Origin of the sequence: Kribbella sp. NPDC050281, assembly GCF_040655855.1 — a bacterium.
Lineage (GTDB): Bacteria > Actinomycetota > Actinomycetes > Propionibacteriales > Kribbellaceae > Kribbella.
The window spans coordinates 147,866-173,752 of sequence record NZ_JBFAKS010000012.1 but is presented as its reverse complement, the minus strand read 5'-3'; the positions used below and the strand labels follow the sequence as shown (position 1 = coordinate 173,752).

The following is a 25,887-nucleotide window of genomic DNA, read 5'->3' as shown; positions in this document are numbered from 1 at the left end:
GCTAGCGAGGGGTCAGGGTGAGGGCGACCGTACGGTTCTGAGCCGCATTCCGGAATGGCGGCCGGCCCTGATCACTCGTGTCCACACTCGGCGTCGACGTCGGCTGGAACTGCTGTGTCTGCTGAGCAACTGGCTGATCGTCTCCGCCGAGTACGGCGATCCCGCCGACCAGGACCGCGACCACCGCAACGCCCGCGACCACTCCCGCCAGCGGCAGGACCGGACGCTATGCGCGACGATGAGCGAGGATCGCCGCGACCGTCTTGCGGCCGCCTGCGGCAGCCGGATCCTCGGGTGCGGTCTCCTGCACTGCCTGTTCGTTGCCTGGGACAACCTGAGGGCGTCAGGACAGCAGCAGGGACGCGAGGATGCCGAGGGTGAGGGGGAGCGTGACGGCGATCGCCAGCCGGCGGCCGCGACGGTTGCGCCGGCGGATCGTGGTGCGGTCGATCGTCGTCGCGCAGGGCTCGAAGCCCAGCGAGTCGGCCGGCGCGAAGAGACCGCCGAGCCGATCGAGCATCGACTGAGCCGACGCCTGCCGGCCGGCTTCCTGGACGACGCGACGCCGGAGGAACTCCCGTGGGTCGCCGCTCGGGAGGTTCAGCCCGGGCGGCAGGGCGCGCTGTACGACGGCGTGGGCGGCGGCGGTCCGCCGTGACCTGCTGATCGAAGGCGGGAGGATCAGATAGGCCAGGTGGACCAGGGACGCGTAGTCCCCGAGCAGCAGCGCCTCGATCTGCGGTTCTTCCCGGGTCGGTCCCTGGATCGGTCCCGGGATCAGCGGCGTCTCGACCGTGGCGGACATGCAACTCCTCGTTTCGGCGTACCCCACCTCCAACGAGCCAATCCCTGACCGGTCACGCACCGGTCAGCTACGCTCGGGCGCATGAGTGGTGACGGGGTGGCGGGGCGGTGGGATGGCGTTGACGTGCATTTCGGCGAGGCGGGCGGACGGCTCACGTACGGGAGCTATCTGCGGCTGGGCGAGCTGCTCGACCAGCAGCGGCTGGAGTCGGATCCGCCGGCGCACGACGAGTTGCTGTTCATCACCATCCACCAGGTCTACGAGCTGTGGTTCAAGCAGGTCCTGCACGAGCTGACCGCCTCCCGGGACGCGATGCTGTCCGGCGAACTGTGGCTGGCCGAGCATCTGCTCCGCCGCGTGCACACGATCGAGCGCACGCTCACCCAGCAGGTCGACATCCTGGAGACGATGACCCCGCAGGACTTCGGTGAGTTCCGGCATCGGTTGTCGCCGGCCAGCGGGTTCCAGTCGGTGCAGTTCCGCGAGATCGAGTTCCTGTCCGGGGCGAAGGATCCGTCGTTCGTCCGCCGGTTCCGCGGCCTGACCGAGGTGGAGAAGGAGCGCCTCGGCCGGCGGCTGGAGGAGCCGACGCTGTGGGACGCGTACCTCGTCGTCCTCGAGAAGGCCGGCTTCGGCACCGACACCGAGGACTCCGTCCGGGACGCGCTGCGCAAGGTCGCCGGTGACCGCAGCCACTACGCCGCGGTCTGGGAGCTCGCCGAGGTCCTGCTCCAGCACGACGAGTTGGCAGCCGCCTGGCGTGCCCGGCACGTGGTCATGGTCGAGCGCATGATTGGCACGAAACCAGGCACCGGTGGCTCCTCCGGCGCGGGCTACCTGCGCAGCCGGTTGGATCTTCGTTACTATCCGTTGCTTTGGGATCTGCGTACGACCCTCTAGTCTCACCGCGCACGGAGCCGATGAACGGCCCGATGAAGGGATGGCGCGGTGAAGGTCTACTCCGACGTGGGGACGCAGCGGTTCCGGCAGGTGCTCGGCGATCTGCTGCTGGTGGGCTGGGTCTGGTTGTGGGTCGAGGCCGGTCTGCTGGTGTTCCGGATCACGAACGCCCTCGGGGCTCCCGGACGGAAGGCGGCGGAGGCGGGCGACGGGCTCGCGGGGGACCTGCGCCGGTTGTCGGAGCCGATGGGCAAAGTGCCGGTGGTCGGCGACCAGTTGCGGTCGCCGGTCGACGGCGCTGCGGCGGCTGCGGGCAAGTTGGCCGAGGCCGGCCGGGACCAGGCGCACGCCGTGGAGCAGTTGGCGTACGTCCTGGCCGCCGTGACGATCGCGATGCCGGTGTTGCTGGCGTTGCTGATCTGGCTGCCGCCGCGGATCCGGTTCTCCCGGCGGGCGACCGCGGCGCAGAAGTTCATCGACAGCGATGCGGACCTGCAGTTGTTCGCGCTGCGGGCGATGGCCAACCAGCCGATGCACAAGCTCGCGAAGATCTCCGACGATCCGGTCACGGCGTGGCGCGACGGCGACACCACGGTGATCGGTCAGCTCGCCGGCCTCGAACTCCGCAGCACCGGCCTCCGAGCGCCAGCGCAGCTCCAAGTGGAGTGACAAAGCTAGGCTCAACGCATGGCGCGGGTGTTGCTGGTCGAGGACGATGACGCGATCCGGACGTCGCTGGGCAAGTCCCTGACGGCGGCCGGTCATGTCGTCACGGCCGTTGCCGCCGGTGCCGATGGCGTCGCCGCGGTCGCCCGCGATCGGCCCGACGTACTGCTGCTGGATCTTGGTCTGCCGGACCTGGACGGCCGGGACGTGCTGGCCATGGTTCGCGCGGTGAGCGACGTACCGGTGATCGTGGCCACGGCCCGAGACGACGACGCGAGCGTGGTCAGGCTGCTCGACGCGGGTGCGGACGACTACGTGATCAAGCCGTTCAGTTCGGCGCAGATCGACGCGCGGATCCGGGCAGTACTGCGGCGCCTCGGCCAGGGCGAGCAAGGCGAGTCGACGGTCGAGCTGGGCGCGTTGCGGATCGATCCGCGCAGTCGCGAGGTCACGGTGGACGGTTCGCCGGTCGACCTGACGCGTAAGGAGTTCGACCTGTTGCTGGCGCTGTCCCGCCGGCCGGGTGCCGTGGTGAGCAAGCGCGAACTCCTGGCCGAGGTCTGGGGTCTGCCGTGGGGCGGTGGCGACCGCACGGTCGACGTTCACCTGTCCTGGTTGCGGCGCAAGCTCGGTGAGACGGCCGCGGAGCCGCGGTTCCTGCACAGCGTCCGGGGCGTCGGGATCAAGCTGGCGTCGGGGGGCTGACCATGCGCCGCCGGATCCTGTTCCTCTCGGTCGGCATGACCACGCTGGTCGTGCTGGCCTTCGCCGTACCGCTGGTGTTGCTGATGCGCAGTACGACGGCCAACGAGTCGAAGGAGCGGGCGCGGTACCGGGCCGAGGCGGTCGCGTACTACGTCGGCGACAGGGGCAACAGCGCCGACGACATCACGGCGTACATCCAAGGGCTCAGCAAGGACGAGCCGGGCACGATCTCGGTCCGCCTTCCCGACGGTACGACGCTGGGCGACCCGCCACCGGGTGGAGTGCCGGCCCCGAAGCCGCTGCCGGCCGACTACGACGACGACCGGAAGGGTCCGCCGCAGCTCGGTGATGTGGACTATCGCTCGATCGACGGCGGGATGGCGGTCGAGGTCGCCGTCGGCACCCGGGAGGGCCCGGCCTCGGTCTGCCTGTTCCTGACCGCCGACGAGTTGTACGACGGTCTCACCCCGCGCCTGCTGATCTTGATCGGCGGAAGCATGGCCGTACTCCTGCTCAGCATCGTCGGCGCCGAACTCGTCTCCCGCCGGCTCGCCCGCCCACTCGAGGAGACGGCCAGTACGGCGGAACGCCTGGCGATGGGCGACATCGACGCCCGTGCTCCGACCACCGGCCCGGCCGAGGTCGCCAAGGTAGGTGCCGCGCTCAACGGTCTGGCCGACCGCATCGACGAGGTGATCGCGGTCGAACGCGAGGCCGTCGCCGACCTGTCCCACCGGCTGCGTACGCCGTTGACCGCGCTCCGGCTCCAGGTCGAGGCCTTGCCGGACCGCGAGCGTGCCGAGGAACTGAACACCCAGGTGACCAGCCTGGAACGGACGCTCACTGCCGTGATCAGCGCGGCCCGGCGTCCGCAACGCGAAGGCCGGGTCCCGCACTGCGATGCGGTCGAGGTGACCCGCAACCGGGCCGCGTTCTGGGAACCACTGTTCGAGGACCAGGGCCGGGAGCTCGCCCTGGATCTTCCGGAGCCACCCGCCATGGTGCGCTCATCGGCCGAGGACCTCGGCGCCGCGCTCGACGCGTTGGTGGAGAACGTCGTCGCCCATACCCCGGACGGTACGCCGGCCAGGATCACGCTGACCCGGGAGCAGAACGTCGTACGGATCGCCGTCGCGGACAAGGGACCGGGCATCCCGCTCGGAGCCGGTGAGCGTGGCCGCAGCGACCGGGGATCCACCGGGCTCGGGCTCGACATCGCCCGGCGGTACGCCGAAGCCACCGGCGGCCACCTCACCATTCACGCCAACGAGGTCGTCCTGACCCTCGCCGTCCCGTGATCAGGCCTGCTGGCACCTTCAGGACAACAGGAAGCGGGGCGGCTCGCCCTTCAGGGCGTTGTCGGAGCTGAGCCAGGCAGCGGTCTCGGCCGGGCGCCGGCGCGCGATCTCGGACAGCAGGAGGTCACGGGCCCGGGCCGCGGTCTCGGTGTAGCCGGACTGGCTTTCGCGGACCACTTCGGCGTCGGTCGCGACCCAGACGGCGTACAACTCGGCGTCCGACCACCTGGCCAGGTCGGCGTCGATGATCTGCTGCTCCGAGGGCGTCGTGATCCGCCGTCGCGACCTGACCAGGCCGATCGCCAGGATCCCGGCCGCGATCGCGACCGACCCGAACACGATGAGCGCGACCGAGAGCGACGCCTTGACCAGGGCCAGCGCGATTCCGGCCACCGCGACCACACCGATCGCGACCGACCAGGTCACCATCGGTGCGGCTGTCCTGGGCGCGGACGGACGCTCAGCCACGACCTTCTCTCCTCCTCGGGCACCGCTGACGGTCCTGTGTATCCCGCTCACGGGGCGTAGCGGGGGCTCGGAGGACGAACGACACACGATCTCAAAGTTTCCTCAGCATGCTCGTCAAAACCTGGCCCGCTCACTGCGACCGCAACGCCTCGTAGTCCTTGGCGGTGAGCGGCTTCGTCGTCAGCGCGCCGTCCGCCAGCAGCGCCTCCACCGGTACCCCGTTGTGCGAGAACGTCACCTCGTCGACGGCCGGCAACGCGGTCACGGACAAGACGATCTGCCCGACGGCCAGGACATTCTCGGCCGCGGACCGGCCGCCGGTCTCCCCGGACAGTTCGAGTACGACGCTCCTCGCCTGAACGTGGATCACGCTCAACGTCAGTCCCGGCTGCAGGGCGGACGTGAGGCCTCCGGCCCGCTCGGTCGCGGTCGGTCCGTCCTGCAGCCCCTGGAGTACGGCGTTCATCAACTCGGTCGACGTCGTGCTCGGCGCCTCCCGGTTCAGCGCGACCAGCCGGTCCCGACGGACGAAGTTCACCTGAATCGTCGCCTGTCCGGACGTCGCCGGGGCCGGTCCCGTCGTCGGTCTGCTGGAGGTGCGCAACCGGGACGGGATCGCCCCGGGGTCGATCGGTGCCGGGTCCTCCTGGACCGGAACCCCACAGCCCACCAGTACCAGGGCCGCTGCAACGGCCACGGCGATCGCCTTCACGACCGCACCTCCGGCAGCCGTACGACGAATCGCGCGCCGCCGGTCGGAGACGCCGAACACCAGACCGAACCACCATGGATCGCGACGGTCTCCGCAACGAGTGCCAGACCGAGACCTGTCCCCGACGACGATCCGCGTTTGGTCGCGCCGGTGGCGAACCGCTCGAACACGCGCTCCCGATCGTGCGGCGGGATCCCCGGGCCGCCGTCGTCGACCAGCACCAGGACATCCTCGTCGACCCGGGCGACCTCGACAGCGGTCAGCCCACCGCCATGCGTCTCGGCGTTCTCGAACAGGTTGCGGAACAGCCTGCCCAAGCGAGGCTTGTCGGCCTTCACGACGACGTCCGTCCCGCCGCGCAGCAGGGCGGGTTCGCGGCCGACCTCGCCGAGGACCTGGCGGAGCAGTTCGCCCAGATCGACGGGCGTGCTGGGCCGCTGGTCGAGACCGCCGTCGGACCTGGCCAGCTCGAGCAGGTCGTCGAGCAGCCGCCGGAACCGTTGCAGGTCGGCGGTGACCAGGTCCAGGGCCCGCTGCGACCGCTCCGGCAGCTCGTCGCGTCGCGCGTTCAGGAGGTCGACGCTGCCGACGAGCGTGGTCAAAGGGGAGCGGAGTTCATGGCTGACGTCGGCGGCCAGCCGGGCGTCGCGGTTGATCCGCTGCTGCAACGTGTCGACCATGCTGTTGAAGGACCCGACGATCGTGGCCAGCTCCGGGTCCTCTGTCGCGGGCAGCCGGGTGTCGAGCTCGCCGCCGGCGATCGACGCGGCCGTGACCGCGACCCGGTTCAGCGGGGTGACGACGGATCGGCTCGCCCAGAGCCCCAGGCCGGCACCCGCGGCGGTCGCCAGCGCCGCGCCACCCATCAGGATCCCGCTGAGCAGCCGCAGGTTCCCGTCGAGTTCACTGAGTGGAGCGATCTCGTAGAACTGCCCGTTGACCGACGGCAGCGGCACCCCGACCACCATGTACGCCTCGTCGTCCGACCGGAACCGCTGACTGGCCGGACGGCCGTTCGCGATCTCTTCCAGCACCCCACCCGGTACGGCGTCCCGTCCCTCGTCGAGCGCGGACGCGTACCACTGGTCCCGCCACCGCAGGATGATCGAGTGACCTGCCGGAGTCCCGGCCGCGGTCAGGACCGCGGACACATCGGCGCCCGCACTCGACAGCCGGCGCTGGACGTACGCCGCATCCGCGAACGTCTGGTGCTGGACGACGTTCTCCCGCTGGGCGAGCAGGTAGCCGCGGGCGAGGAGATAGGTGCTGATGGCAAACACAGCGGAGACGAGCAGCGCCACCACGGCGAAGGCGAGCACCAGCCGGTGCCGCAGCCCCAGGGCGGGCACGCCGAATCTCATCGCGGATCCAGCCGGTAGCCCATTCCCCGGACCGTGGTCACGAGTTGAGGTCGTCCGGGATCACGCTCGACCTTCGTGCGCAGTCGTCTGATGTGGACGTCGACGATGCGTTCGTCGCCGTAGTACCCGTGTTCCCAGACCGAGGCCAGCAGCGCCGACCGGCTGAGCACCCGGCCCGGTGGCGAGGCGAGCTCGACCAGCAGCCGGTACTCGGTGACGGTCAGCGGGACGTCCTGGCCGTCCAGCCGGACCGCGCCCCGGGACGTGGACAGCATCAGCCGCCGGCCCGGATCGGAGTCCAGCACGATGTCGGGCTCGGCCGCCTCCGCGCTGGTCCGCAGCCGCCGGCGCAGAGCCCGCAGCCGCGCGGTGATCTCTTTCACCTGGAACGGCTTGGTGACGTAGTCGTCCGCACCGGCCTCCAGGCCGGCCACGATGTCGTGGGTGTCGGACCGCGCGCTGACGATCACGATCGGGATGTCGCTGATCCGGCGGATCTCCCGGATGCACGTGTAGCCGTCGATCTCGCCGAGCATCAGGTCGACCATCATCAGGTCCGGCATCGCGGCCCGTGCCTGTTCCAGCGCCGTCGGCGTATCCGCTGCCTCGGCGACCTGGTAGCCCTCGTCCTCGAGGGCGAGCCGCAGTACGGCCCGAATGCGATCGTCGTCCTCCACGACCAACACCTGCATCGGCACCGGCACATCCTCGCAACTCCGACCGCGGTTGTGACGGGCTGGGCGCCGCATGTCATCCGATCGTAAAGAAGGACCACCACCGATCTCAAAGTCCGAGGCGCAGGGTTGTACCAGTGCCACAACTGCATCGGAGGACCCGTCGATGACCGAGACGAGCCACGGTCCACTTCCCCAGAAGGCCATCGTCACGTTGTCCGACACCGACCTGAACGACGGCCTGACCGCGCTGCGCTGGCGACTGCGCGAGCTCGTGATGGAGGGTGTGTGCCTGGTGGTCGTCGACGTGTCCGACCTGGGCCAGATCTCGTCGACCCTGCTGGCCGAACTGCTCGACACGCACCGCACCTGCCGCCGTCGTGGCGGTGGGGTGGTCATCCGGCACGCCAGCCGGAAGATGACCGACGTACTGCGCCGTACCGGCCTCGACAAGGTCTTCGAAGTCGAGGCCGCGTGACGGCGAAGCGCTGAAATTGTTGCCGGCAGCAAGCGGAGCTCAGTAGAGGACGGGGTTCAACGGGCCGTCGGCGACGGTGCCCGGTGCGCGGTCGTCGAGGAAGGCGGCGAGATCGCCCTGCTGGAAGGGATTCGCCGGCGGCGCGATCTCGATCGCCGCGTCCATGTAGATCACGGTCAGCACCCGGCGGGGCGTCGTACTGGAGTTGCCTGGGGCGCGGTGAATCGTCCAGCCCGAGTGGAAGCTGACATCCCTGATCGCGTACGGCGAATCGTCGACGCGGAACCCGGATTCGGTCACGAAGCTGTCCAGCTTGGCCTCGGACTCGTCGCTGATCTCGAGCTCACGGCCGTACCCCGACCGGTGGCTGCCGGCCGCGAACGTGAGCGGACCGAGCTCCGTCGGAGTGTCCTGCAGCGGAACCCAGGCGGTGACGGTGCGGTCCGTCGACAGCGGCCAGTAGTGCTGGTCGACGTGCCACGGCGTGAAGCCTCCGCCGGCCTCCTTGTAGAGCGCCTGGTCGTGGTACAGCCGCACGGACGGCACACCGAGAAGCTGAGCGGCGATCCCGGCGAGGCGGCGGGAGAAGACGAACTCGCGGACCGCGTCGCTGTGCCGCCACAGGTTCTCGACCTGGAGGAACGCGCGGCTGTAGGTGTCGCGTTCGGCCAGCGGCAGATGCTGGGTGTTGATCCGGAGGACCTGCTCGGTGATCTCGGGCTCGTAATGCGTCACGACGTCGGGGCTCAGTACGCCGCGCAGCTTCACGTAGCCGTCAGCGGCGTACTGGTCGACGGCGCCCGGACTGACGGCATACGGCTGGTCGAGTTCGGTGGCGGTGGTGGTCATCGGGCCTCCCAATCGGCGAATGGTGACCAGTTTCTCCTCAGCGGCGATCGGGGTGCCACGCGTCCAGCGGCCAAAACCGGTACTCTGCTGACCAATTCACTAGGGCCGATGGCGGCCTGGCGTCGGCAGAGTACTGTTCCGGCATGCGGCCGACGTACGAGCACATCCCTGCCTCGCCGCATCAGTCGTGGCATCTCGGGCTGCGGGCGGAGCCGCGGTTCGGGTTCGACTGGCACTACCACCCGGAGTACGAACTGACGCTGATCGTCGCCGGATCGGGCCGGCGCTACGTCGGCGATCGGGTCGCCGATTACGGTCCGGGGGATCTGGTCCTGCTGGGGGCGGAGACGCCGCACACCTGGGAGTCGGAGGCGGCCGGCTGGCATGAGGCCGTGACCGTGCAGTTCCTGTACGACGCCTTCGGTACCGGCTTCTTCGATCGGCCCGAGTTCCACGGCGTACGGCGCCTGCTGGCCCGATCCGACTGTGGTTTACGCTTCGACGGCGCCGACGGTGTCCGAGAAGCCATGGTTGCCCTGAGCAACACCACCGACGCGGCGAGAGGGACACTCGCCGTCCTCGAGATCCTGGTGTCGCTGGCCGGTCAGCCGGCTGAGACCATCGCGACCCGTTCGCTCGTCACCGACGTCGACGCCGCCGCCCGAGATCGGATCGACCGCGTGATCGGCCTGGTACGTCGCGACTACGCCGAACGCCTCGCCATCGGTGCGGCGGCGGCGCTGGTCTCGATGTCACCGGACGCGTTCAGCCGCTTCTTCCGGCGGCACACCGGCCGGACGTTCACCGACTACGTCAACGACGTACGGCTGGCCGAGGCGTCCCGCCGGCTGATCGAGTCGGACACGCCGATCAGCGCGATCGCGACCGGCTGCGGCTATCCCAACCTCTCGCACTTCAACCGCCGCTTCCGCGCGCAGAACGCGATGAGCCCCCGCGACTTCCGCAATCACTTCAGCTCCGCCGCAGTACGCCGAGCGTGAGCACGATCGTGGCGGCGGTGATGGCCGCGCCGGTCCAGGCCGCGGTGGCGTAGGCCGACTCGGCGGGGAACCGGTCGGAGGTGTGTGCGGCGAGGACGAAACCGGTCAGCGCGCTGCCGATCGAGAAGCCGATGCTGCGGACGACCTGGTTGACGCTCATCGCGCTGGCGGTCTCGGACTTCGGCGTCACGGCCAGGATCACGGCCGGCATGGACGCGAAGAACGCGCCGACGCCGAGGCCGAGGACCGTCATCGCGACCACAGGTCCAGCGAGGTGGGAGCGGGTCAGCGCGAAGAGGACGAAGGCGACGAGCACTGTCGTGGCGCTCGCGGCGAGCCGGCTCCGCGGGCTGAGGCGCAGCCGCGGCAGGAACTTCCCGGCGGCGAAGCCGGCCACCGAGAAGGGGACCAGGATCAGACCGGCCTCGAAGGTGTTCAGGTCGAAGCCATAGCCGGTCCCGGCGGGCGTCTGGACGTAGCGGGTGATCAGGCTGAGCAGGAGGTACATGCCGATGCCGCCGGTGAAGATCACCAGGTTCGCGCCCGCCACAGCCGGATGCCGGAGGAGACGGATGTCGACCAGCGGATGCGCGACACGGGTCTCGACGAAGGCCCACAGCGCCAGGAGAAGCAGTGCGACGGCCAGGATCGCCGCTGACCAGGTCGCGTGGTCTCGCCAGAGCTGTGTCTGACTGATGACGACGAGGAGAGCCAGTAGACCGACGGTCAGGAGAGCCGCTCCGGGAATGTCGACTCGGCGACCCGGCCGCGGCGGCGCCTGCGGAAGCACCACGAACGCGGCGACGAAGGCCAAGGCCGTGACCACCAGCCCGAGGCCGTACGCGGCGCGGATGCCGGCGGCGTCGGTCAACGCTCCGGCCAGGGGATAGCCGACCCCGATGCCGGCGGTCGATGCCACCGACAACAATGCGATCGTGCTCGCGGCCCGCCGTTCGCCGAGGTGATCGGTGGCGGTCGCCATCATCAAGGCGGTCAGACCGAGTCCGGTCCCTTGCGCCGCACGCCCGATCAGCAGTACGGCGAACGGCAGCGGTACGACGGTCAGTGCGCTGCCGAGCACGACGATGCCCAGAGTGGTCAGGACGACGGTCCGGCGATGCGGTCCGGATCCGAGCCGGCCGAGGACCGGGGTGGCCACGGCACCCGAGAGCAGCGGGATCGTCAACGTCCATTGGGATGCCGCCAGGGACACGTCGTACTGGTCGGCGACCGCGGTGATCAGCGGCGCGCCGAGGCTTCCGACCACAGCGACGACCAGGGCCACGAACACCACAGCGGGAACCAGGAACCGGGGCTCATCGTTCATGCTGCCCACTCCACACCCGATGCATTGCCCGCCGATATGAATTCCGTCACCGGCAGCGCGAGACGCACGCCTCATCGACACCGGCGGACCGGGCCTGAGCCGTCCAGCTCAGACCCGGTCTGTGGACCTTCAGGTGGTCAGGCCCACGGGTCGAACGGGATGCCGGCGGGCTTCGAAGCGTTCAGGAGGTTGCGGAAGCGGTCGTCCTTGTCGGTGATCTTGATGGTCGCGGAACCGAAGTCCGCGGTCATCAGGGTGTCCCGCAGGCCGGTGCTGGGCCAGCCGTTCCAGTCGACCAGCGGCGGGTAGCGCCAGTTGTGGTAGTGGTTCTCCGGCGGTTCGTCGTTGCTGTTGGCCAGCCGGAAGAAGTGCGTGCTCGCGCCGTCCTTGTGGTAGACGACCTTCGGGTGCGAGCCGTCGAAGCGCACCTGCGACCTGGCGTAGGTGACCTGGCTGGAGTGCTGCGTGGTGGTCACGTACTCGACCTGGTTGGCCGACTGGTTGATCCACGAGATCACGTGTTCGAAGTCGTGCCGGTGGCCGCCGAGGCTGCTGCCGGGCACGGCCTGGTCCTTCTCGAAGTAGCTGGCGTAGATGACCGCACACCACCCGTTGTTGCACTTCGACCGGGCGTACGTCTGGGAGTTGTCGAGGTCCGACTGGTCCCGGCAATTGCCGTTGACCGCGCCGCTCGGGTTGAGGCCGGGGTTGAGCGTTCCGTCGGATCCGATCGCCGGTACGGCGTAGCACCCGTCGGTGTCGTAGTCGTACGCCGGTGAGAACGACTGCTCCCATCCACCGGCGTTCTGCGGCAGATGCGGTGGCGGAGCGGCGTACGCGGCCACCGCGGTGGTGACCATCAGCGTGGCGGTGCCGAGCACGACGCCGAGCAGTCTGCGGGTGCGCGTGCGTCGTCGAGGTGGGGGAGAATCGGGCGTCATTCTCTCTCCTTCACAGGGGCGGATGATGTTCTGGGGCGCGAACATCGGACCTGAGAATGACAGGACAAAGACGTACGTGCATATACGTAACGTGTCTACGGATTCAGGGTTTCGTCCCCGGTTCACCGTGCGGGTAGGGCCCGTTCACCGGCGTTCGGACATGACGACTCCAAGCGCATCCACTTGACGATCTGATGACGGCAGGATCAGGCGGCGCAGTGTGAGCATGTCTCTCGGATGACGAATGGTGAAGGCGTCTTGAGCCTCGCCGGACCGGGTTGTTACGTTCAACTCGCGGTCCGGCCGTTCTCCCCCGTAACGGCCGGCCGCATCTTTTGAGGCCGCCGCCAGGTCATCCGCCGCCAGCTGATCCTGGCCGGCAGCGCGGCCCCCACCAGCATCGTGAGCGCCAGTACGACGTGCAGCCACACGTCAGCCGGCCCGATCGGCACCAGATCCGCGACCACCGGAGCCGGGCCCAACTGTCCGTAGGCCAGCAGCACGACCATCAGCAGTCCAGCGCCCGCCAGGAACGCACGGCAATGCCGCGCGGATCCCGCCATCACCACAGCGGTGACACCGAGAGCCAGCTGCAGGATCGCTCCCACCACGGACACGTGAAAGACCCCGAACAACAGCCCTTCGGTACCGATACTCATCCGCGCGATCCCGAAACAAGCCAGCGAAATGAACGCTCCCGCCACCCACAGCGCAACCCCCTGGGTCGCGGTCGGAATCGAGTGCTGAGCCGATCTGTACTCCATGCGCTCTCCTCACACCGGGCGACCGTGCGGAATGTCAATCCTACGAACCCGCGCGCCACTCCGCTCGCCTCTCCGGAGAGTCGTCACGCACTCTCCGACCCGGCTCACCCTGCGGTTCACCTGGACATTGCCGCAGGCAACAAGTCCTGAGCGCTACTCGGGGGCGACGACGCGCCGTTATGATCCGGACGTGTCGGCTCCTGTGCTCGCCACCAAGTTGTTTCCGCCGGCCCGGCGGTCGGAACTGGTGGCGCGCCCACGGCTTGCCGGCCGGTTGGACAGCACCCTGGACCGCGGCCACCGACTCACCCTCGTCTCGGCGCCGGCCGGCTTCGGCAAGACCACGCTCCTCAGCGACTGGGCCGCGGGCCAGGAGCGGGTGGGGTGGCTGTCCCTGGACGAGGGCGACAACGCGGTGCCGCGCTTCTTCGCCCACCTCTGGGCGGCGCTCGCCGGCATCGGTCTCGACCTGGATCCAGCGGCGCTGGACGACGCGCCGATGATCGCGGTGGTCAACGAACTCGTGCGCGCCGGACGGCAGGCGCCGGACAGCCACTGGCTGCTCGTGCTGGACGACTACCACGTCATCCACGCGCCCGAGGTGCACGAGGCCATGACCTTCCTCCTCGACCACTCGCCGGATCAGCTGCATCTGCTGGTGACGACGCGCGCGGATCCGCCGTTCCCGCTGTCGCGGCTGCGGAGTCGCGGGCAGCTGACGGAGGTGCGGGCGGCGGATCTGCGCTTCGCGCCGGCGGAGGCCAGGGAGTTCCTGAACGAGATGATGGGCCTGCAGCTCACCGAGACCGACGTACAGGCGCTGGAGGAACGGACCGAGGGCTGGATCGCCGGTCTTCAGCTGGCTGCGCTCTCGCTGCGGGGCATGTCGGACCGCGGGGACGTTGCCGAGTTCATCGGGGCCTTCACCGGCAGCCATCGCTTCGTCATCGACTACCTGGTGGACGAGGTCCTCGCTCGCCAGGACGAGGTAGTCCGGGACTTCCTGCTCCGTACCGCGGTCCTGGACCGACTGACCGGTGACTTGTGTGATGCGGTCACCGGTGGGGTCGGCGGCGGTCAGGTGCTGGAGGAGCTGGACCGCGGCAACGTGTTCGTGGTGCCGCTGGATGCCGAGCGCTCCTGGTATCGCTACCACCACCTCTTTGGCGATGTCCTGCGCGCTCGCCTGATGGCTGAGCACCCGGAGCAGCTGCCGACGCTGCATCAGGCTGCGAGCGCTTGGTATGCCGCGCACGACCTGGTCGCGGACGCCGTACATCACTCACTCGCCGCAGGTGACCACGGCCGCGCCGCCTACCTGATGGAGGAGGCGTTGCCTGAGCTGCGCCGCGCACGGCAGGACAGCCTGATGCAGGAATGGATGCGGTCGCTGCCAGAGTCCGTCGTACGGCGCAGCCCGGTCCTGAGCATCGTGTCCGCTTGGTCGCTGATGACGGCTGGTGACCTGGACGGGATGGAGCACCGGCTCGATGATGCCGAGGCGGCGCTGGCGGCCGGCGCACAAGACCGGGCGCTCGCGGCAACGTGGGCTGACAACGAGGACCTGCGGACCGCGCCGGCGACCGTGTGGGTCTACCGGGCTGCGCTGGCTCAAGCGCGGCACGACGTACCGGCCACTGTGCAGTGCGCCCGGCGGGCGCTGGAGCTGGCGGGCGCCGAGGACCACTTCGTGCTGGGAGCCGCGTCCGGGTACCTCGGTCTGGCTGCGTGGGCGGCCGGGGACGTCGAGGAGGCGTTGGCCACGTTCTCGGACGCGGTCCGCAGCCTGCACGCGGCGGGGAACCTCATCGACGAGCTGGACACCACGGTGGTGCTCTCCGACATGTGGATCACCGCAGGTCGTCCCCATCGGGCGCGGCGGCTGTACGAGCAGGCCCTGGCGACGGCGATCGGAGGCGGCGAGCCGTACCCGCGGGCTGTCGCCGACCTGCACGTGGGGCTGGCCGAGCTGGACCGTGAACTGGGTGATCTGGTCAGTGCAGAGGCCCATCTGGAGACGGCGAGGGTGCTCGGCGAGCGCGGCTCGATCACAGAGAACAGGCACCGCTGGTACGTCGTCACCGCCCAGGTGTGCGTCTCGAACGGCGACCACGCCACGGCCAGGGAGCTGCTCGACCACGCGGCAACGCTGTACCGGCCCGGCTTCTACCCGGACCTCCGCCCTTTCGCCGCCATGCGAGCCCGCGTGGACATCGCAGCCGGAGACCTCGCTGCGGCTCAGGAGTGGGCGGACGACCACGACGTCGCCGTGGCCGACGACGCGTCGTTCCAGCGCGAGTACGACCACCTGACGCTCGTGCGGCTCCTGCTCGCCAGTGGCACCGCGCCACTGGGCGACCTACTTGCGCTGCTGGACCGGCTGTACGCCGATGCTGAGCGGACGCGCGCAGGCAGTCTGTTGGAGATCGGCATGCTGCGAGCCCTCACTCATCAGGCGCGCGGGCAACGACCGGAGGCTCTGGCCGAGCTGGATGCGGCACTGGCCCGGGCGCCGGAGCCGGACGGCTACGTGCGCTTGTTCCTCGACGAAGGCGCCCCGATGCTCGCCCTGCTCCACGAGGCCGCGTCCGTGCAGGAGGGCGGCGAGTACGACGTACTGCGCCGGCATGCTCGCCGACTCCTCGGCACCGGTGCTGCCGACGTACCAGCCCGTGGATCACTGGCCGACCCGCTCAGCGAACGCGAGATCGAGGTCCTGCGCCTCCTCGACAGCGAGTTGACCGGCCCCGAGATGGCCCGCCGGCTCTTCGTCTCGCTGAACACGCTCCGTACCCACACCAAGCGCATCTTCACGAAGCTGGACGTCAACAACCGCTCGGCCGCCGTCCGCCGTGGCCGCGAGCTCGGCCTGCTGTAGCACTCACGTGTCCCCCCCGACGACATGTCACATCGTCAGTCACCACATGTTGTGACGCCCGGTCGCCACCTCCCGAAATACGTTCCGGACATACCGCGGCAGCCGCCACGGACCACCGGAACAGGAGCCGGACATGACCATCACGCCAACCACCCTCACCCGGGCCGCAGGCGCCGCCGCGGTCGTCGCAGGACTGATCTTCATCGGCGTCCAGATCAACCACCCGCACCTGGATGCCACCTCCATCGGGACGACCGAGGTGATGGTGCGGAACCTGCTGAAGCTGCTGATGGCCGTACTGGCGCTGGTCGGCATCACCGGCATGTACCTGAGCCAGGTCCGCAAGAACGGGGTCGTCGGACTCGTCGGTTACTTGGTTCTCGGCACCGGCTACCTCGCCATCATGAGCACCGTGGCCATCGCCGCGTTCGTCCTGCCCTCCATCGCCGACACCAACCCCGGCTACGTGAACGACGTCATCGCCGTGGCCAAGGGCCACTCCGCCACCGGCGACATCGGTCTGCTGCAGATCGTCCAACAGGTCCAGGACTTCGGCTACCTGGCCGGCGGCCTCGTCTTCGGTATCGCGCTCTATCGCGCCCGCGTTCTGGCCCGCTGGGCCGCCGCGCTGCTCGCCGTCGGTGGCGTCGTCACCATCGTGCTCTCCTTGCTGCCGGACGCGTTGTACCGGCTGCTGGCCTTCCCGAACGGCATCGCGATGATCGGCCTCGGCTACTCGCTGTGGCGCATGGCCCGTACCGTCACCACCCAGCCGGCCGCGGTCCGCGCGACGGCGGATGTGAAATGACCCAGCACACCGCCTCTGGCACCCGGCCGGCGCCGCAGCGCCGGCCGGGTTCCCGGGACGGTTCGAGCGTGCGAGTGCCTGCCGCGCTGATCGCACTCACCCTCATCCCGCTCGTCGCCGGGTCGCTCCGGCTCGTCGAGCTCGCAGGCGGCCCACAGGTGTTGCCGACCAACCCGCGCATCGACGCCTCACCCGCCCCGGTCGTCCTGCACGTTGTCGCCGCCGCGGTGTACGTCGTCGCCGGCGCATTCCAGTTCCCCGCTCGAGTACGCCGCGCCCACCGCACCTGGCACCGTCGAGCCGGCCGTGTGCTCGTAGGAGCCGGCCTGGTCGTCGCCGGCTCCGGGCTCTGGATGACCCTCTTCTACCCAGGTGCGCCCGGTGGTGACCTGTTGTGGTCCGTGCGGCTCGTTGTCGGCTCGGTGATGGCAGCAAGCATCGTCCTCGGCTTCACCGCCATCCGGCGCCGCGACATCGCCGGACACCGCGCCTGGATGATCCGTGCGTACGCCCTCGCCGTGGCGGCCGGAACCCAGACGATCACCGAAGGCGTCGGCGAGGGCCTCTTCGGCACCAGCGACCTCAGCACCGCTGTCTCGGTCAGCTCCGGCTGGGTGATCAACGCCGCGGTCGCCGAATGGATCATCCGCAGACAACGCACGAACAGGAGAAAGCCATGACCGCGGGCGTTGACCTCAGTTGGCTCGGAGGCGGATGGCCAGTTCGACGTCCCAGAGAGTCTTGCGTGGCTGGTGTCGGGGGTCGGTGTGGTAGGCCTCGTAGCGGCAGCCGAACTGATCACCGGCCGGTACTTCGTCCTTGTCGAGAACGAGTCCCTCGGCTTCGGACCACTCCAGCAGAGCGCGGTTCGCCCGCAGTGCATGGTTGCGATAGCTGAGGGATGCGTACTGACCGGCGGGCAGTACGCCGGGTCGCACCCGGTCGTCGCCCGGATGGCTGGTGTCGGTCACGCCGACCTCGAGTTCCATCGGTCCGTTCATGTCGATCGTGAGCAGCCGAAGGAAGAAGTGCCCTCGAGGTTCGACGTCCGCCTGGTCCAACCACCCGATCAGCTCGTTCAGGAGCTGATCACGCACCTTCAGCATCCCGCGGAACGGCGTGACCACCGTGATGCCGAGCGTGGCGACCTCAGCCCGGTCGTCGACATGAGGCGGAGTCAGGATCTCCATGCGAACATCCTGGAGCGCTTGACGCCACATGTCGATCCGCTGGAGATCCTGCGGGAGCTCGACCGGCATGACCACTCCATCGGACCCTTGTGAAAACCCGTGGTCCTGCTCTCGCTCCGACGCCTATGTTGGCGGTCATGCCTTACGCGACTGCTGACGACGGGTCCGGCGGTGCCCGGCTGGAGTCGGTGGCCCGTACCGCGCTGGCCGCCTACGACCTGCCCGGCACACCGGCCTTGCGTCCGCTCGCGTTCGGCCTCAATGCGACGTTCGAGGTGCGAGCGGCGTCGAAGCGCTACGTGCTGCGGGTCCACCGAACCGGGTACCGCACGGCGGACCAGATCCGCTCGGAACTCGAGTTCGTGCGCACGATCGGCACCGAGTTGGCCGGCGACCCCGCGGTGCCGGAGCCAGTGCCGGATCGGGAAGGGGCGTTGGTCGTCGAGACGGAGTACGACGGCGAGCGGCGTTACTGCGACCTGCTGAGCTGGCTGGGCGGACGGGTGCACTCGGTCGGAGACGGCCTGGATGACGCCGGCGTGTGGGCGCTCGGGCGTGCGCTCGGCCGGCTGCACAACGCCGGCGCGGCCTTCCGGCCGTCGGCCGGGTTCGCCTTGCCACGTTGGGATGCCGACGGCATGTTCGACCCGGCCGCTTCACCGTTCCGGCCGACGCTCGCTGTCGAGGACGTACTCACGCCGGCCGATCGCGCACAGTTCGCCGAGATCGCCGCGCGGACACAAACCGCCTTCGACGCCCTCGGCAGAGGTGAGGACGCGTACGGAATCACGCACATCGACTACATCCTCGGCAACTGCTTCCTTCGCCGGGGCACGGAAGGCTGGAACGTCAGCGTCTTCGACTTCGACGACTGCGGGTGGGGGTACTTCGTCTACGACCTGGTCCCGTTACTGGGCAACCTCGCCGGTTATCCGGGTCCGGTCAGAGACAACCCTGCCTACCCTGACCTGCGGGACGCGTACCTGGCCGGCTATCGCAGTGCGCGGCCGCTGCCGACCGAGTGGGAGCGGCTCGTGCCGCTGATGCTGGCCGCGCGGAACGCCAACCACTGCCTGCTCACCGCCCGCCCGGATGTCTCCGGTACTCCGGCGGACGATGCGGCTTGGCGGATGGACCTGGCCCGCCGCTGCTTGGAACTGCCTGTCTAGATTCTGGTCGAGGCTCGGGTGCCCTCCGCGGGGTCACCCCAGGAGGCCGAGTAGGTCCTTGGAGATTGCTTGGGACTCGCTGATCAGGAGGGGGACGGCTGCCTTGCCGAGGTCCTGCGTCATCCGGAACGTCGGGCCGGAGACCGAGATCGCCATCGAGATCGGGACATCGGGGATCGCGACGGCGTAGCAGACGACGCCGATCTCCTGTTCGCCCTTGTCGGTCGCGTAGCCCGCGCGGCGGATCCGGTTGAGTTCCGTGCGGAGCTTGGCCAGGTCGGTGATGGTGTGCGAGGTCTCGGCCGGCATGCCGACCCTGCTCACGATGCGGGCCACCTGGTCGTCGGACAGGGCGGCGAGGATCGCCTTCCCGACGCCCGTCGAATGGGCGTGCGCGCGGTGTCCGACCTCGGTGAACATCCGCATCGCATGCCGCGAGGGAGACTGGGCGATGTAGACGACCATGTCGCCTTCCAGTACCGCCAGATTCGCCGACTCGCCGATCTCCCGGGCGAGCGTGTCCAGGTGCGGTGTCACGATCGGGCCGAACTGCGACTCGACCCGGCCGGCCAGTCTCGTCAGCTTGAGCCCCAGCCCGTAGTGGCGGTTCGGCAGCTGGCGTGCGTAGCCGAGTGAGACCAGCGTCTTGAGGAATCGGCGCGTGGTCGGAGCCGGGACGTCGATCGCGGCCGAGAGTTCGGTCAGCGACGAGTCGCCGCTGTCGGCCAGCAGCTCGAGCAGGTGGAACGCCCGTTCGACGGATTGGACACTCCCCGACGTCCTGTTCTCCACCATCCCGCTCTCTGTCTCAACCCCCACGCCGGGATTCGCTGGAGCCAGCATAAATGGTGCGCCGGACGGTTCTGAGCGCTATCGATAGCTTCCGCATATTGGAACTACTCTTCCGCATAGTGTTGACAGCTCTGCGTCAGTGAGCGAACACTTGGACCACCCAGATCAATAGCCCACAGCTCTCAGGCGCCACGTAGTACATCGGTGTAGAGAGCTGTCGTTGCGCAGACTTCGGGGGCCTGCGCCGGGCGACCCCGCCTTGCCGAGGGAGACACTCATGACTTCCGGCTCGTTGCTCACCCGCCGCCGATTGCTCCAAGGGGGCCTGGGTCTGGCTGCCGCCGGCGTCGCCGGGACCTCGCTGACCGCGTGCGGCTCAGGATCGTCCGGTACGCCGTCAGGCTGGACAGAGGTGACCTTCAGTTCCGTCGGCGATCCCACGACCCAGAAGATGTTCAAGGACATGATCGCGGCTGCTCAGAAGGAGAGCCTCGACGAGCACAAGATCAAGATCGTCTGGAAGCCCGCGCCGGGCGACGACTGGGCGAGCGTCATGCTGCAGTTCGCCTCCGGTACGGCGGCCGATCTGCAGCGCATCGACGACGACCGGGTGTACGACCTGGCGACCAACGGCAAGATCCTGCAGCTGGACAAGATGATGCAGGACGCCAGTACAGGGTTCGATCTGACCAAGTACAGCCCGACGTTCACGACCAAGGTCGCGGTCGAGGGGTATCAGTTCTCGATCACGCCCGGCATGAGCGCGAATGCCCTGTACTACAACAAGAAGCTGTTCGCCGATGCCGGGCTCACGGCGCCGACCTCGTGGGCCGATGCGTGGAGCTGGGACGAGTTCGACGCAGCGGTCAGGAAGCTGACGAAGAAGAGCGGCAGCCGGACCGATACCTACGGTCTGCAGTACGCGGTCAACACGATCCAGCCCACGGCGTACGGTGCTGGTGACACCGCGCTCTACAACAACCAGACCGAGTGTGGTTACGGCAAGCCGGAGACGCTGGACGCGATCGACAAGCAGGTCTCCTACATCCGCGAGGGTTTCGCCCCCACCATCGACGTCGAGTACCTGCCGCTGTTCAACGCAGGAAAGCTGGCCATGACGTGGCAGGCCATGGACATCAGCGCGCAGATCAGCAAGAACGTCGACTGGGACGTTATGCCCTGGCCCAAGACACCGCTGTTCGCGATGACGAAGAACTACGCCCGGACCTGGGTCATCCCGAAGACCGCGAAGGATCCGCAGGCGGCCTTCCTGGCGATGAAGGCGCTGTGCGGCAAGGCGGCATCGGACGTCATGGCCAAGGCACAGTTCGCCGTACCGGCGCTGACCGAGGTCGCCAAGAGCGCGGCGTTCACCGACCATCCGCGGCCTCAGACGGCCAGCGTCTGGGCTGAGGCGCTGGGCACCGCCGGCGGCCACCCGGTCGACGTGCCGTTCCCTCGTGGGCCGATCGGGACGGCGCTCGCCGACTCCTTCGTCGAAGGCACCAACGCCAACAACCTGGTCAGCGGCAAACTCGCCACCACCGACTACCTCAAGCGCGGACGGGATGCGGTCAACGCCGAGATCAAGAAGCGCGGCTGGAACGGGAACAAGGGCAAGGAGTTGCTCGAGAAGGGAGGAGCGCTCACCGATCCCGACCTGAAGGTCGCGGCGAAGTGACGGCCACTCAGACCCTCCAGGCGAGGGATCCTGTGGCGGCCGACCGGCGCCGTGGAGGGCGGCGCCGCAACCTCCGCGGCTGGATGTTCATCGGGCCGGTCGTCCTCGGAACCCTGCTGTTCAACGTCATCCCGGTCCTTCCGACCCTGGTGACGAGCTTCACCGACTGGGACGGCCTGGCCGCGCCGAAGTTCACCGGCGTGGCCAACTACAAGGAGATGTTCTCCGGGCAGGATCCACTGTTCGGCAAGAGCCTGATCAACACCGCCATCTACACGGTCGGGTACGTCCCGGTCGGGATCATCATCGGGATCGCGCTCGCCGTGCTGGTCAACAACCGGCTCCGGGGGATGGCCGTCATCCGGGCGCTGATCTTCCTGCCCTACGTGACCTCCCTGGTCGCTGTCGGCGTCGTCAGCCGGTGGGTGTTCAGCGATCAGTACGGCGTGATCAACGCGGTCCTGGCCTCGTTCGGCATCACCGGACCGCACTGGCTGGGCGAGCCCGGATCGGCCATGGCCGCGGTGATCGTCACGGCGATCTGGGCGAACATGGGCTTCAACATGATCATCGTCCTGGCCGGCCTGCAGGGGGTCCCGGAGACATTGATCGAAGCCGCCACCCTCGACGGTGCCGGCCGGTTCTCACGCTTCTTCCACGTGACGCTCCCGTTCCTGACGCCGACGATCTTCATGTTGCTGATCCTGCAGACGATCGGCTCCTTCCAGGTCTTCGCGCTCGTCCTGGTGATGACGGGCGGCGGACCGGGCGACGGCACGTACGTCTACATCTACCACCTCTGGTACGAGGCGTTCTCGCTGCGACGGATGGGCTACGCCTCGGCCCTGGCGATCGTGCTCTTCGCTGTGCTTCTCGCGGTCACCTGGATCCAGAACCGGCTTTCGAAGAGGTGGGTGTTCTATCAATGACGGTCGAAGACACTCGTGCTCCCGAACGGATCGCACCACCGCGGTCGCCGCTGCCGGTGGACGATGCCGGCGATGAACGGCGACGACGGGCCGGCCGGATCGTGGGACCGACGGCGACGTACGTCGTCTGCGTCATCGCGGCGTTGATTGCCATCGGCCCGTTCCTGTGGATGCTGTCCAGCTCGTTCAAGGAGCCGGGCGACGTGATCAGCCTGACCCCGCGCCTGCTCCCGAACCCGTTCACCCTCGACAACTACGCGTACCTGATCAACAACGGCGTCCTGCCCTTCATCCGGTTCTTGGGCAACAGCGCCTACATCACGGTGCTGGTGATCATCGGCCGGCTGATGGTCTGTGCCCTGGGCGCCTACGGCTTCGCGCGGCTGCAGTTCCGCGGGCGGGACGCCGCCTTCGGGTTGTTGCTCGCATCGCTGATGATCCCGGACATGCTGATGGTGCTGCCGCTGTACTCCGCCTACGTCAAGGCCGGCCTGATCGACACCCACTTCCCGTTGATCATCCCGCCGATCGTCGCCAACACGTTCGGCACCTTCCTGCTCCGGCAGTTCTTCATGACCATCCCCAAGGAGTACGACGAGGCCGCACTCGTCGACGGTGCCAGCCACTTCCGGATCTTCGTGAGCATCATCCTGCCGCTGTCGAAGCCGGCCCTGGCCACGTTGGCGGTGCTGACCTTCGTCAACGTGTGGAACGACTTCTTCGGCCCGTTGGTCTACCTCAGCGATGTCAACAAGTTCACCGTCCCGGTCGGGCTGGCGTTCTTCCAGACCCAGGACAGCACCCAGTACGGCCCGCTGATGGCCGGAGCGACGCTGGCCATCATCCCGACCGTCCTGGTCTTCGTGTTCGCGCAGAAGTACTTCACCCGCGGAATCTCGATGACCGGAATCAAATGATGCCTTCTGGACAAGGAGACAATGTGACCAAGTACGTGGTGGCGACGGTCGACGAGATTCCACCCGGCCAGCGGAAAGTGGTCGAGATTGCCAAGCGGTCGATCGGCGTCTTCAACGTCAAGGGCAACTTCTACGCGATCCGCAATCAGTGCCCGCACGGCGGCGGACCGATGTGTGAGGGCGTGACGTCCGGACTGGTGCGCTCGGACAAGCCCGGGAACTACGACTACGTCATGCGCGGGGAGATCATCCGGTGTCCCTGGCACGGCTGGGAGTTCGAGATCGCCACGGGTCAGTCCTGGTTCGACCCCGCGAAGACCAAGGTCAAGGCGTATCCCACCGATGTGGAGTCCGGTGAGGCCCTGGCCAGGAATCCGGAGCTGTCCGCGGCCGGGTTCCAGCCCGGTCCGTACTCCGGTGAGACGTACGAGGTCGAGGTCGACCGCGACTATGTCATTGTCAATATCTGACGCCCCGGTGGGAGCGGAGGCGGTGCGCGAAACGACCAGGTGCCTGCGGGTGAGATCTCACCGGCAGGTGTCGTCCGGCGTGACCGAACTCTTGCTCGTCGCCGACGACGCCTCGGAGTTGCCGTCGTGGACCCCGGGGAGTCACATCGACGTACAGGTTCGCCCGGGGCTCGTCCGGCAGTACTCGCTGTGTGGCGATCCCGAGGATCGCCGCCAGTGGCGCATCGCCGTGTTGCGCGAGCCGGAGAGCCGTGGCGGCTCCGCCGCGTTGTGCGAGCGGGTCCAGGCCGGTGCCGTGCTGACGGCGACCGGGCCGCGCAACCACTTTACGCTGTACGAGTCGCCGCGGTACCTGTTCATTGCCGGCGGCATCGGAATCACGCCGATCATCCCGATGATCGGCGCGGCGCACGCGGCCGGCGCCGACTGGCGGCTGGTGTACGGCGGTCGCAGCGAGGCGTCGATGGCCTACCGGGACGAGATCGGGAGCGTCGATCCCGAGCGCGTTCTCGAATGGCCGCAGGACCGTCGCGGCTTGATCGAACTGGATCGACTCCTGGACGAACCACAGCCCGGGACGCTGATCTACTGCTGCGGTCCCGAACCCCTGATCGCGGCCGTCGAGGCGAAGAGCGCGCATTGGCCGCACAAGTCGCTTCAGGTCGAGCGGTTCGCGCCGAGACCTCTCACCGAGGTCGTGCCCAACACCTCCTTCGAGATCGAACTGGTCGACAGTGACGAGGTACTCGTCGTACCGCCCGACCAATCCATCCTCGAAGTCGTGGACGAGGCGGGGATCTACGTCTTGTCGAATTGCGAAGAGGGCACCTGCGGCACCTGCCGGACGACCGTACTGGAAGGCGTTCCGGATCATCGTGACTCCGTCCTGGACGACGACGAGCGCGCCGCCAACGACACGATGATGATCTGCGTCTCGCGCGCGCTGTCCGCCCGATTGGTCCTCGACCTGTGAGTTCCCAACCACGAAGGTGAGATCACAAGTGGCCACCCAACAACTCGAGAACTACGCCCGACCCCGGCAGTGGGCCGGACTCGACCTGGTCGACACCGACGTACATATCAACCTCGGCAACCTGCGGAGCCTCTTTCCCTATCTCGAGGCGCGGTGGTGCGACTACATCACCGAATCCGGGATGGGCGGGCTGGCCTCGAACCTCTATCCGTCCAACGCGCCGAATCTCTTCCTCGAGGGCTCACGGCCGGACCAGGGACCGCCCGGATCGAGCCTCGAGCTCCTCCAGCAGCAGCTACTCGACCCGTGGCAGTTGCAGTACGCGATCCTCAACTGCACCTACGCCATCGACTCGGTCCACAACGACGACCTGGCGGCCGCGCTCGCCCGGGCCCTGAATCGCTGGCAGTTGCACGAGTGGCTGGAGCAGGATCCACGTCTGCGGGGCTCGGCCGTGCTTCCGCTGCAGAATCCGGCGTTCGCGGCCAAGGAGGTCGAATGGGCCGCGCAGCACAGCCAGTTCGTCCAGGTGACCGTGCCGTCGCGCAGCCGCGAGCCGCTCGGCCGTCGCGGATTCTGGCCGATCTACGAAGCCGCGCAGCGCGCCGGGCTCGTCGTCGGCGTCCAGGCCGGAGGTCTCAGCGGCAACCCGGTGACGCCTGTCGGCTGGGCGACGTACTTCGTCGAGGACTACGTGAGTGTTCCGCTGGCGTTCCAGGCGCAGCTGATGAGCTTCGTTGCCGAAGGCGTCTTCGTGCAGTACCCCGAGCTGACCGTCGCGACGATCGAGGGCGGCTTCAGTTGGCTGCCGCCGATGCTGTGGCGGTTCGACAAGGACTGGAAGGGCCTGCGCCGCGAGGTTCCGTGGGTGGAACGTCCTCCGTCGGAGGTGATCCGTGATCACGTCCGGATGACCATCGCGCCGCTCGACCGGCCCGACACCCCGCAGTTCCTCGTCGAGGTCATCGACCAACTTCTCTGTGACGAGATGCTGATGTTCTCCACCGACTACCCGCATGCGCACTTCGCGAACGCCGCCGACGCGCTGCCCGAGGGGATCTCCGGGGATCTGCAGACCAAGATCATGTCCGGCAACGCGCACGCGACGTACCGGCTGGGATGAGGAGAGAC

27 protein-coding genes are annotated in these 25,887 nt (G+C 68.3%); 16 read left to right on the top strand and 11 right to left on the bottom strand.

Going from position 1 to position 25,887, the window contains the following annotated elements:
- Window positions 1-343 precede the first annotated feature (343 nt).
- Window positions 344-805 (bottom strand): hypothetical protein, encoded by a 462-nt coding sequence (locus tag AB0I34_RS15765; protein ID WP_360445486.1) that lies wholly within the window; start codon window positions 803-805, stop codon window positions 344-346.
- An 81-nt stretch (window positions 806-886) separates the two neighbouring features.
- Between AB0I34_RS15765 and AB0I34_RS15760 the strand changes: the two genes are divergently transcribed.
- Genes AB0I34_RS15760 through AB0I34_RS15745 form a run of 4 tightly spaced genes read left to right on the top strand, consistent with a single transcriptional unit; the run spans window position 887 to window position 4,374 of the window.
- Complete coding sequence (locus AB0I34_RS15760; RefSeq protein WP_360445484.1) at window positions 887-1,705, top strand: tryptophan 2,3-dioxygenase family protein; 819 nt, start codon at window positions 887-889, stop codon at window positions 1,703-1,705.
- Window positions 1,706-1,753: 48 nt separating this feature from the next.
- A complete protein-coding gene (locus AB0I34_RS15755; protein ID WP_360445483.1) occupies window positions 1,754-2,374 on the top strand; it encodes a hypothetical protein in 621 nt (206 codons plus the stop codon).
- Window positions 2,375-2,392: 18 nt separating this feature from the next.
- Entirely contained in the window at window positions 2,393-3,076 is a 684-nt protein-coding gene (locus tag AB0I34_RS15750; protein ID WP_360445481.1) for a response regulator transcription factor, read from the top strand.
- 2 nt (window positions 3,077-3,078) lie between these two features.
- The gene (locus tag AB0I34_RS15745; protein WP_360445479.1) at window positions 3,079-4,374 is read left to right on the top strand and encodes a HAMP domain-containing sensor histidine kinase; all 1,296 of its coding nucleotides are present in this window, start codon (window positions 3,079-3,081) and stop codon (window positions 4,372-4,374) included.
- A gap of 18 nt (window positions 4,375-4,392) precedes the next feature.
- Here AB0I34_RS15745 and AB0I34_RS15740 read toward each other — a convergent pair whose 3' ends face one another.
- The 4 genes from AB0I34_RS15740 to AB0I34_RS15725 all read right to left on the bottom strand — a co-directional run bounded on the left by AB0I34_RS15740 (window position 4,393) and on the right by AB0I34_RS15725 (window position 7,613).
- Window positions 4,393-4,842, bottom strand: a complete 450-nt coding sequence (locus AB0I34_RS15740; protein ID WP_360445477.1) for a hypothetical protein — start codon at window positions 4,840-4,842, stop codon at window positions 4,393-4,395.
- Window positions 4,843-4,972: 130 nt separating this feature from the next.
- Window positions 4,973-5,554, bottom strand: a complete 582-nt coding sequence (locus tag AB0I34_RS15735) for a GerMN domain-containing protein (RefSeq protein WP_360445475.1) — start codon at window positions 5,552-5,554, stop codon at window positions 4,973-4,975.
- Complete coding sequence (locus AB0I34_RS15730) at window positions 5,551-6,915, bottom strand: HAMP domain-containing sensor histidine kinase (protein ID WP_360445473.1); 1,365 nt, start codon at window positions 6,913-6,915, stop codon at window positions 5,551-5,553. The genes AB0I34_RS15735 and AB0I34_RS15730 overlap by 4 nt, the downstream gene beginning before the upstream one ends.
- Window positions 6,912-7,613 carry a response regulator transcription factor gene (locus AB0I34_RS15725; RefSeq protein WP_360445471.1) on the bottom strand — a complete coding sequence of 234 codons (702 nt, stop codon included), beginning with the start codon at window positions 7,611-7,613 and terminating at the stop codon, window positions 6,912-6,914. Before AB0I34_RS15725 ends, AB0I34_RS15730 begins: the two co-directional genes overlap by 4 nt.
- Window positions 7,614-7,755: 142 nt before the next feature.
- Between AB0I34_RS15725 and AB0I34_RS15720 the strand changes: the two genes are divergently transcribed.
- On the top strand, window positions 7,756-8,067 hold the full coding sequence (locus AB0I34_RS15720) for an STAS domain-containing protein (RefSeq protein WP_360445470.1): 312 nt from the start codon (window positions 7,756-7,758) through the stop codon (window positions 8,065-8,067).
- A gap of 39 nt (window positions 8,068-8,106) precedes the next feature.
- On the opposite strand, the gene AB0I34_RS15715 is transcribed toward AB0I34_RS15720, so the two are convergent.
- Window positions 8,107-8,916, bottom strand: coding sequence for a phytanoyl-CoA dioxygenase family protein (locus AB0I34_RS15715; protein WP_360445468.1), 810 nt, complete (start codon window positions 8,914-8,916; stop codon window positions 8,107-8,109).
- Between the two features lie 143 nt (window positions 8,917-9,059).
- Between AB0I34_RS15715 and AB0I34_RS15710 the strand changes: the two genes are divergently transcribed.
- Window positions 9,060-9,917: an AraC family transcriptional regulator gene (locus AB0I34_RS15710; RefSeq protein ID WP_360445466.1), complete on the top strand. Its 858-nt coding sequence runs from the start codon at window positions 9,060-9,062 to the stop codon at window positions 9,915-9,917.
- On the opposite strand, the gene AB0I34_RS15705 is transcribed toward AB0I34_RS15710, so the two are convergent.
- The 3 genes from AB0I34_RS15705 to AB0I34_RS15695 all read right to left on the bottom strand — a co-directional run bounded on the left by AB0I34_RS15705 (window position 9,889) and on the right by AB0I34_RS15695 (window position 12,949).
- The gene (locus tag AB0I34_RS15705) at window positions 9,889-11,244 is read right to left on the bottom strand and encodes an MFS transporter (RefSeq protein WP_360445464.1); all 1,356 of its coding nucleotides are present in this window, start codon (window positions 11,242-11,244) and stop codon (window positions 9,889-9,891) included. The two genes, AB0I34_RS15710 and AB0I34_RS15705, sit on opposite strands and share 29 nt — an antisense overlap.
- Before the next feature lie 137 nt (window positions 11,245-11,381).
- Entirely contained in the window at window positions 11,382-12,185 is an 804-nt protein-coding gene (locus tag AB0I34_RS15700) for an NPP1 family protein (protein WP_360445462.1), read from the bottom strand.
- 287 nt (window positions 12,186-12,472) lie between these two features.
- On the bottom strand, window positions 12,473-12,949 hold the full coding sequence (locus tag AB0I34_RS15695) for a DUF4383 domain-containing protein (RefSeq protein WP_360445460.1): 477 nt from the start codon (window positions 12,947-12,949) through the stop codon (window positions 12,473-12,475).
- 190 nt (window positions 12,950-13,139) lie between these two features.
- Here AB0I34_RS15695 and AB0I34_RS15690 point away from each other — a divergent pair, with 190 nt between their 5' ends.
- From AB0I34_RS15690 to AB0I34_RS15680, 3 genes are all read left to right on the top strand, one after another.
- Complete coding sequence (locus AB0I34_RS15690) at window positions 13,140-15,827, top strand: LuxR C-terminal-related transcriptional regulator (RefSeq protein WP_360445458.1); 2,688 nt, start codon at window positions 13,140-13,142, stop codon at window positions 15,825-15,827.
- A gap of 133 nt (window positions 15,828-15,960) precedes the next feature.
- The gene (locus AB0I34_RS15685; protein WP_360445456.1) at window positions 15,961-16,635 is read left to right on the top strand and encodes a hypothetical protein; all 675 of its coding nucleotides are present in this window, start codon (window positions 15,961-15,963) and stop codon (window positions 16,633-16,635) included.
- A gap of 68 nt (window positions 16,636-16,703) precedes the next feature.
- Window positions 16,704-17,315 (top strand): DUF2306 domain-containing protein, encoded by a 612-nt coding sequence (locus AB0I34_RS15680; protein WP_360445454.1) that lies wholly within the window; start codon window positions 16,704-16,706, stop codon window positions 17,313-17,315.
- Window positions 17,316-17,330: 15 nt separating this feature from the next.
- Here AB0I34_RS15680 and AB0I34_RS15675 read toward each other — a convergent pair whose 3' ends face one another.
- Window positions 17,331-17,894: a hypothetical protein gene (locus AB0I34_RS15675; RefSeq protein ID WP_360445452.1), complete on the bottom strand. Its 564-nt coding sequence runs from the start codon at window positions 17,892-17,894 to the stop codon at window positions 17,331-17,333.
- 68 nt (window positions 17,895-17,962) lie between these two features.
- Here AB0I34_RS15675 and AB0I34_RS15670 point away from each other — a divergent pair, with 68 nt between their 5' ends.
- A complete protein-coding gene (locus AB0I34_RS15670) occupies window positions 17,963-18,994 on the top strand; it encodes a phosphotransferase (RefSeq protein WP_360445450.1) in 1,032 nt (343 codons plus the stop codon).
- A gap of 33 nt (window positions 18,995-19,027) precedes the next feature.
- Here the strand turns inward: AB0I34_RS15670 and AB0I34_RS15665 are convergent, their stop codons facing one another.
- On the bottom strand, window positions 19,028-19,789 hold the full coding sequence (locus AB0I34_RS15665; protein ID WP_360445448.1) for an IclR family transcriptional regulator: 762 nt from the start codon (window positions 19,787-19,789) through the stop codon (window positions 19,028-19,030).
- Window positions 19,790-20,063: 274 nt separating this feature from the next.
- Between AB0I34_RS15665 and AB0I34_RS15660 the strand changes: the two genes are divergently transcribed.
- The 6 genes from AB0I34_RS15660 (at window position 20,064) to AB0I34_RS15635 (ending at window position 25,879) form a co-directional block, all read left to right on the top strand.
- Entirely contained in the window at window positions 20,064-21,467 is a 1,404-nt protein-coding gene (locus AB0I34_RS15660) for an extracellular solute-binding protein (RefSeq protein ID WP_360445446.1), read from the top strand.
- Complete coding sequence (locus AB0I34_RS15655; protein ID WP_360445444.1) at window positions 21,464-22,396, top strand: sugar ABC transporter permease; 933 nt, start codon at window positions 21,464-21,466, stop codon at window positions 22,394-22,396. The genes AB0I34_RS15660 and AB0I34_RS15655 overlap by 4 nt, the downstream gene beginning before the upstream one ends.
- Window positions 22,393-23,313 (top strand): carbohydrate ABC transporter permease, encoded by a 921-nt coding sequence (locus AB0I34_RS15650; protein WP_360445442.1) that lies wholly within the window; start codon window positions 22,393-22,395, stop codon window positions 23,311-23,313. Before AB0I34_RS15655 ends, AB0I34_RS15650 begins: the two co-directional genes overlap by 4 nt.
- Before the next feature lie 23 nt (window positions 23,314-23,336).
- Entirely contained in the window at window positions 23,337-23,783 is a 447-nt protein-coding gene (locus AB0I34_RS15645; RefSeq protein WP_360445440.1) for a Rieske (2Fe-2S) protein, read from the top strand.
- A 79-nt stretch (window positions 23,784-23,862) separates the two neighbouring features.
- Entirely contained in the window at window positions 23,863-24,756 is an 894-nt protein-coding gene (locus AB0I34_RS15640; protein ID WP_360445439.1) for a PDR/VanB family oxidoreductase, read from the top strand.
- Between the two features lie 28 nt (window positions 24,757-24,784).
- Window positions 24,785-25,879, top strand: coding sequence for an amidohydrolase family protein (locus AB0I34_RS15635; RefSeq protein WP_360445437.1), 1,095 nt, complete (start codon window positions 24,785-24,787; stop codon window positions 25,877-25,879).
- Window positions 25,880-25,887: the final 8 nt, after the last annotated feature.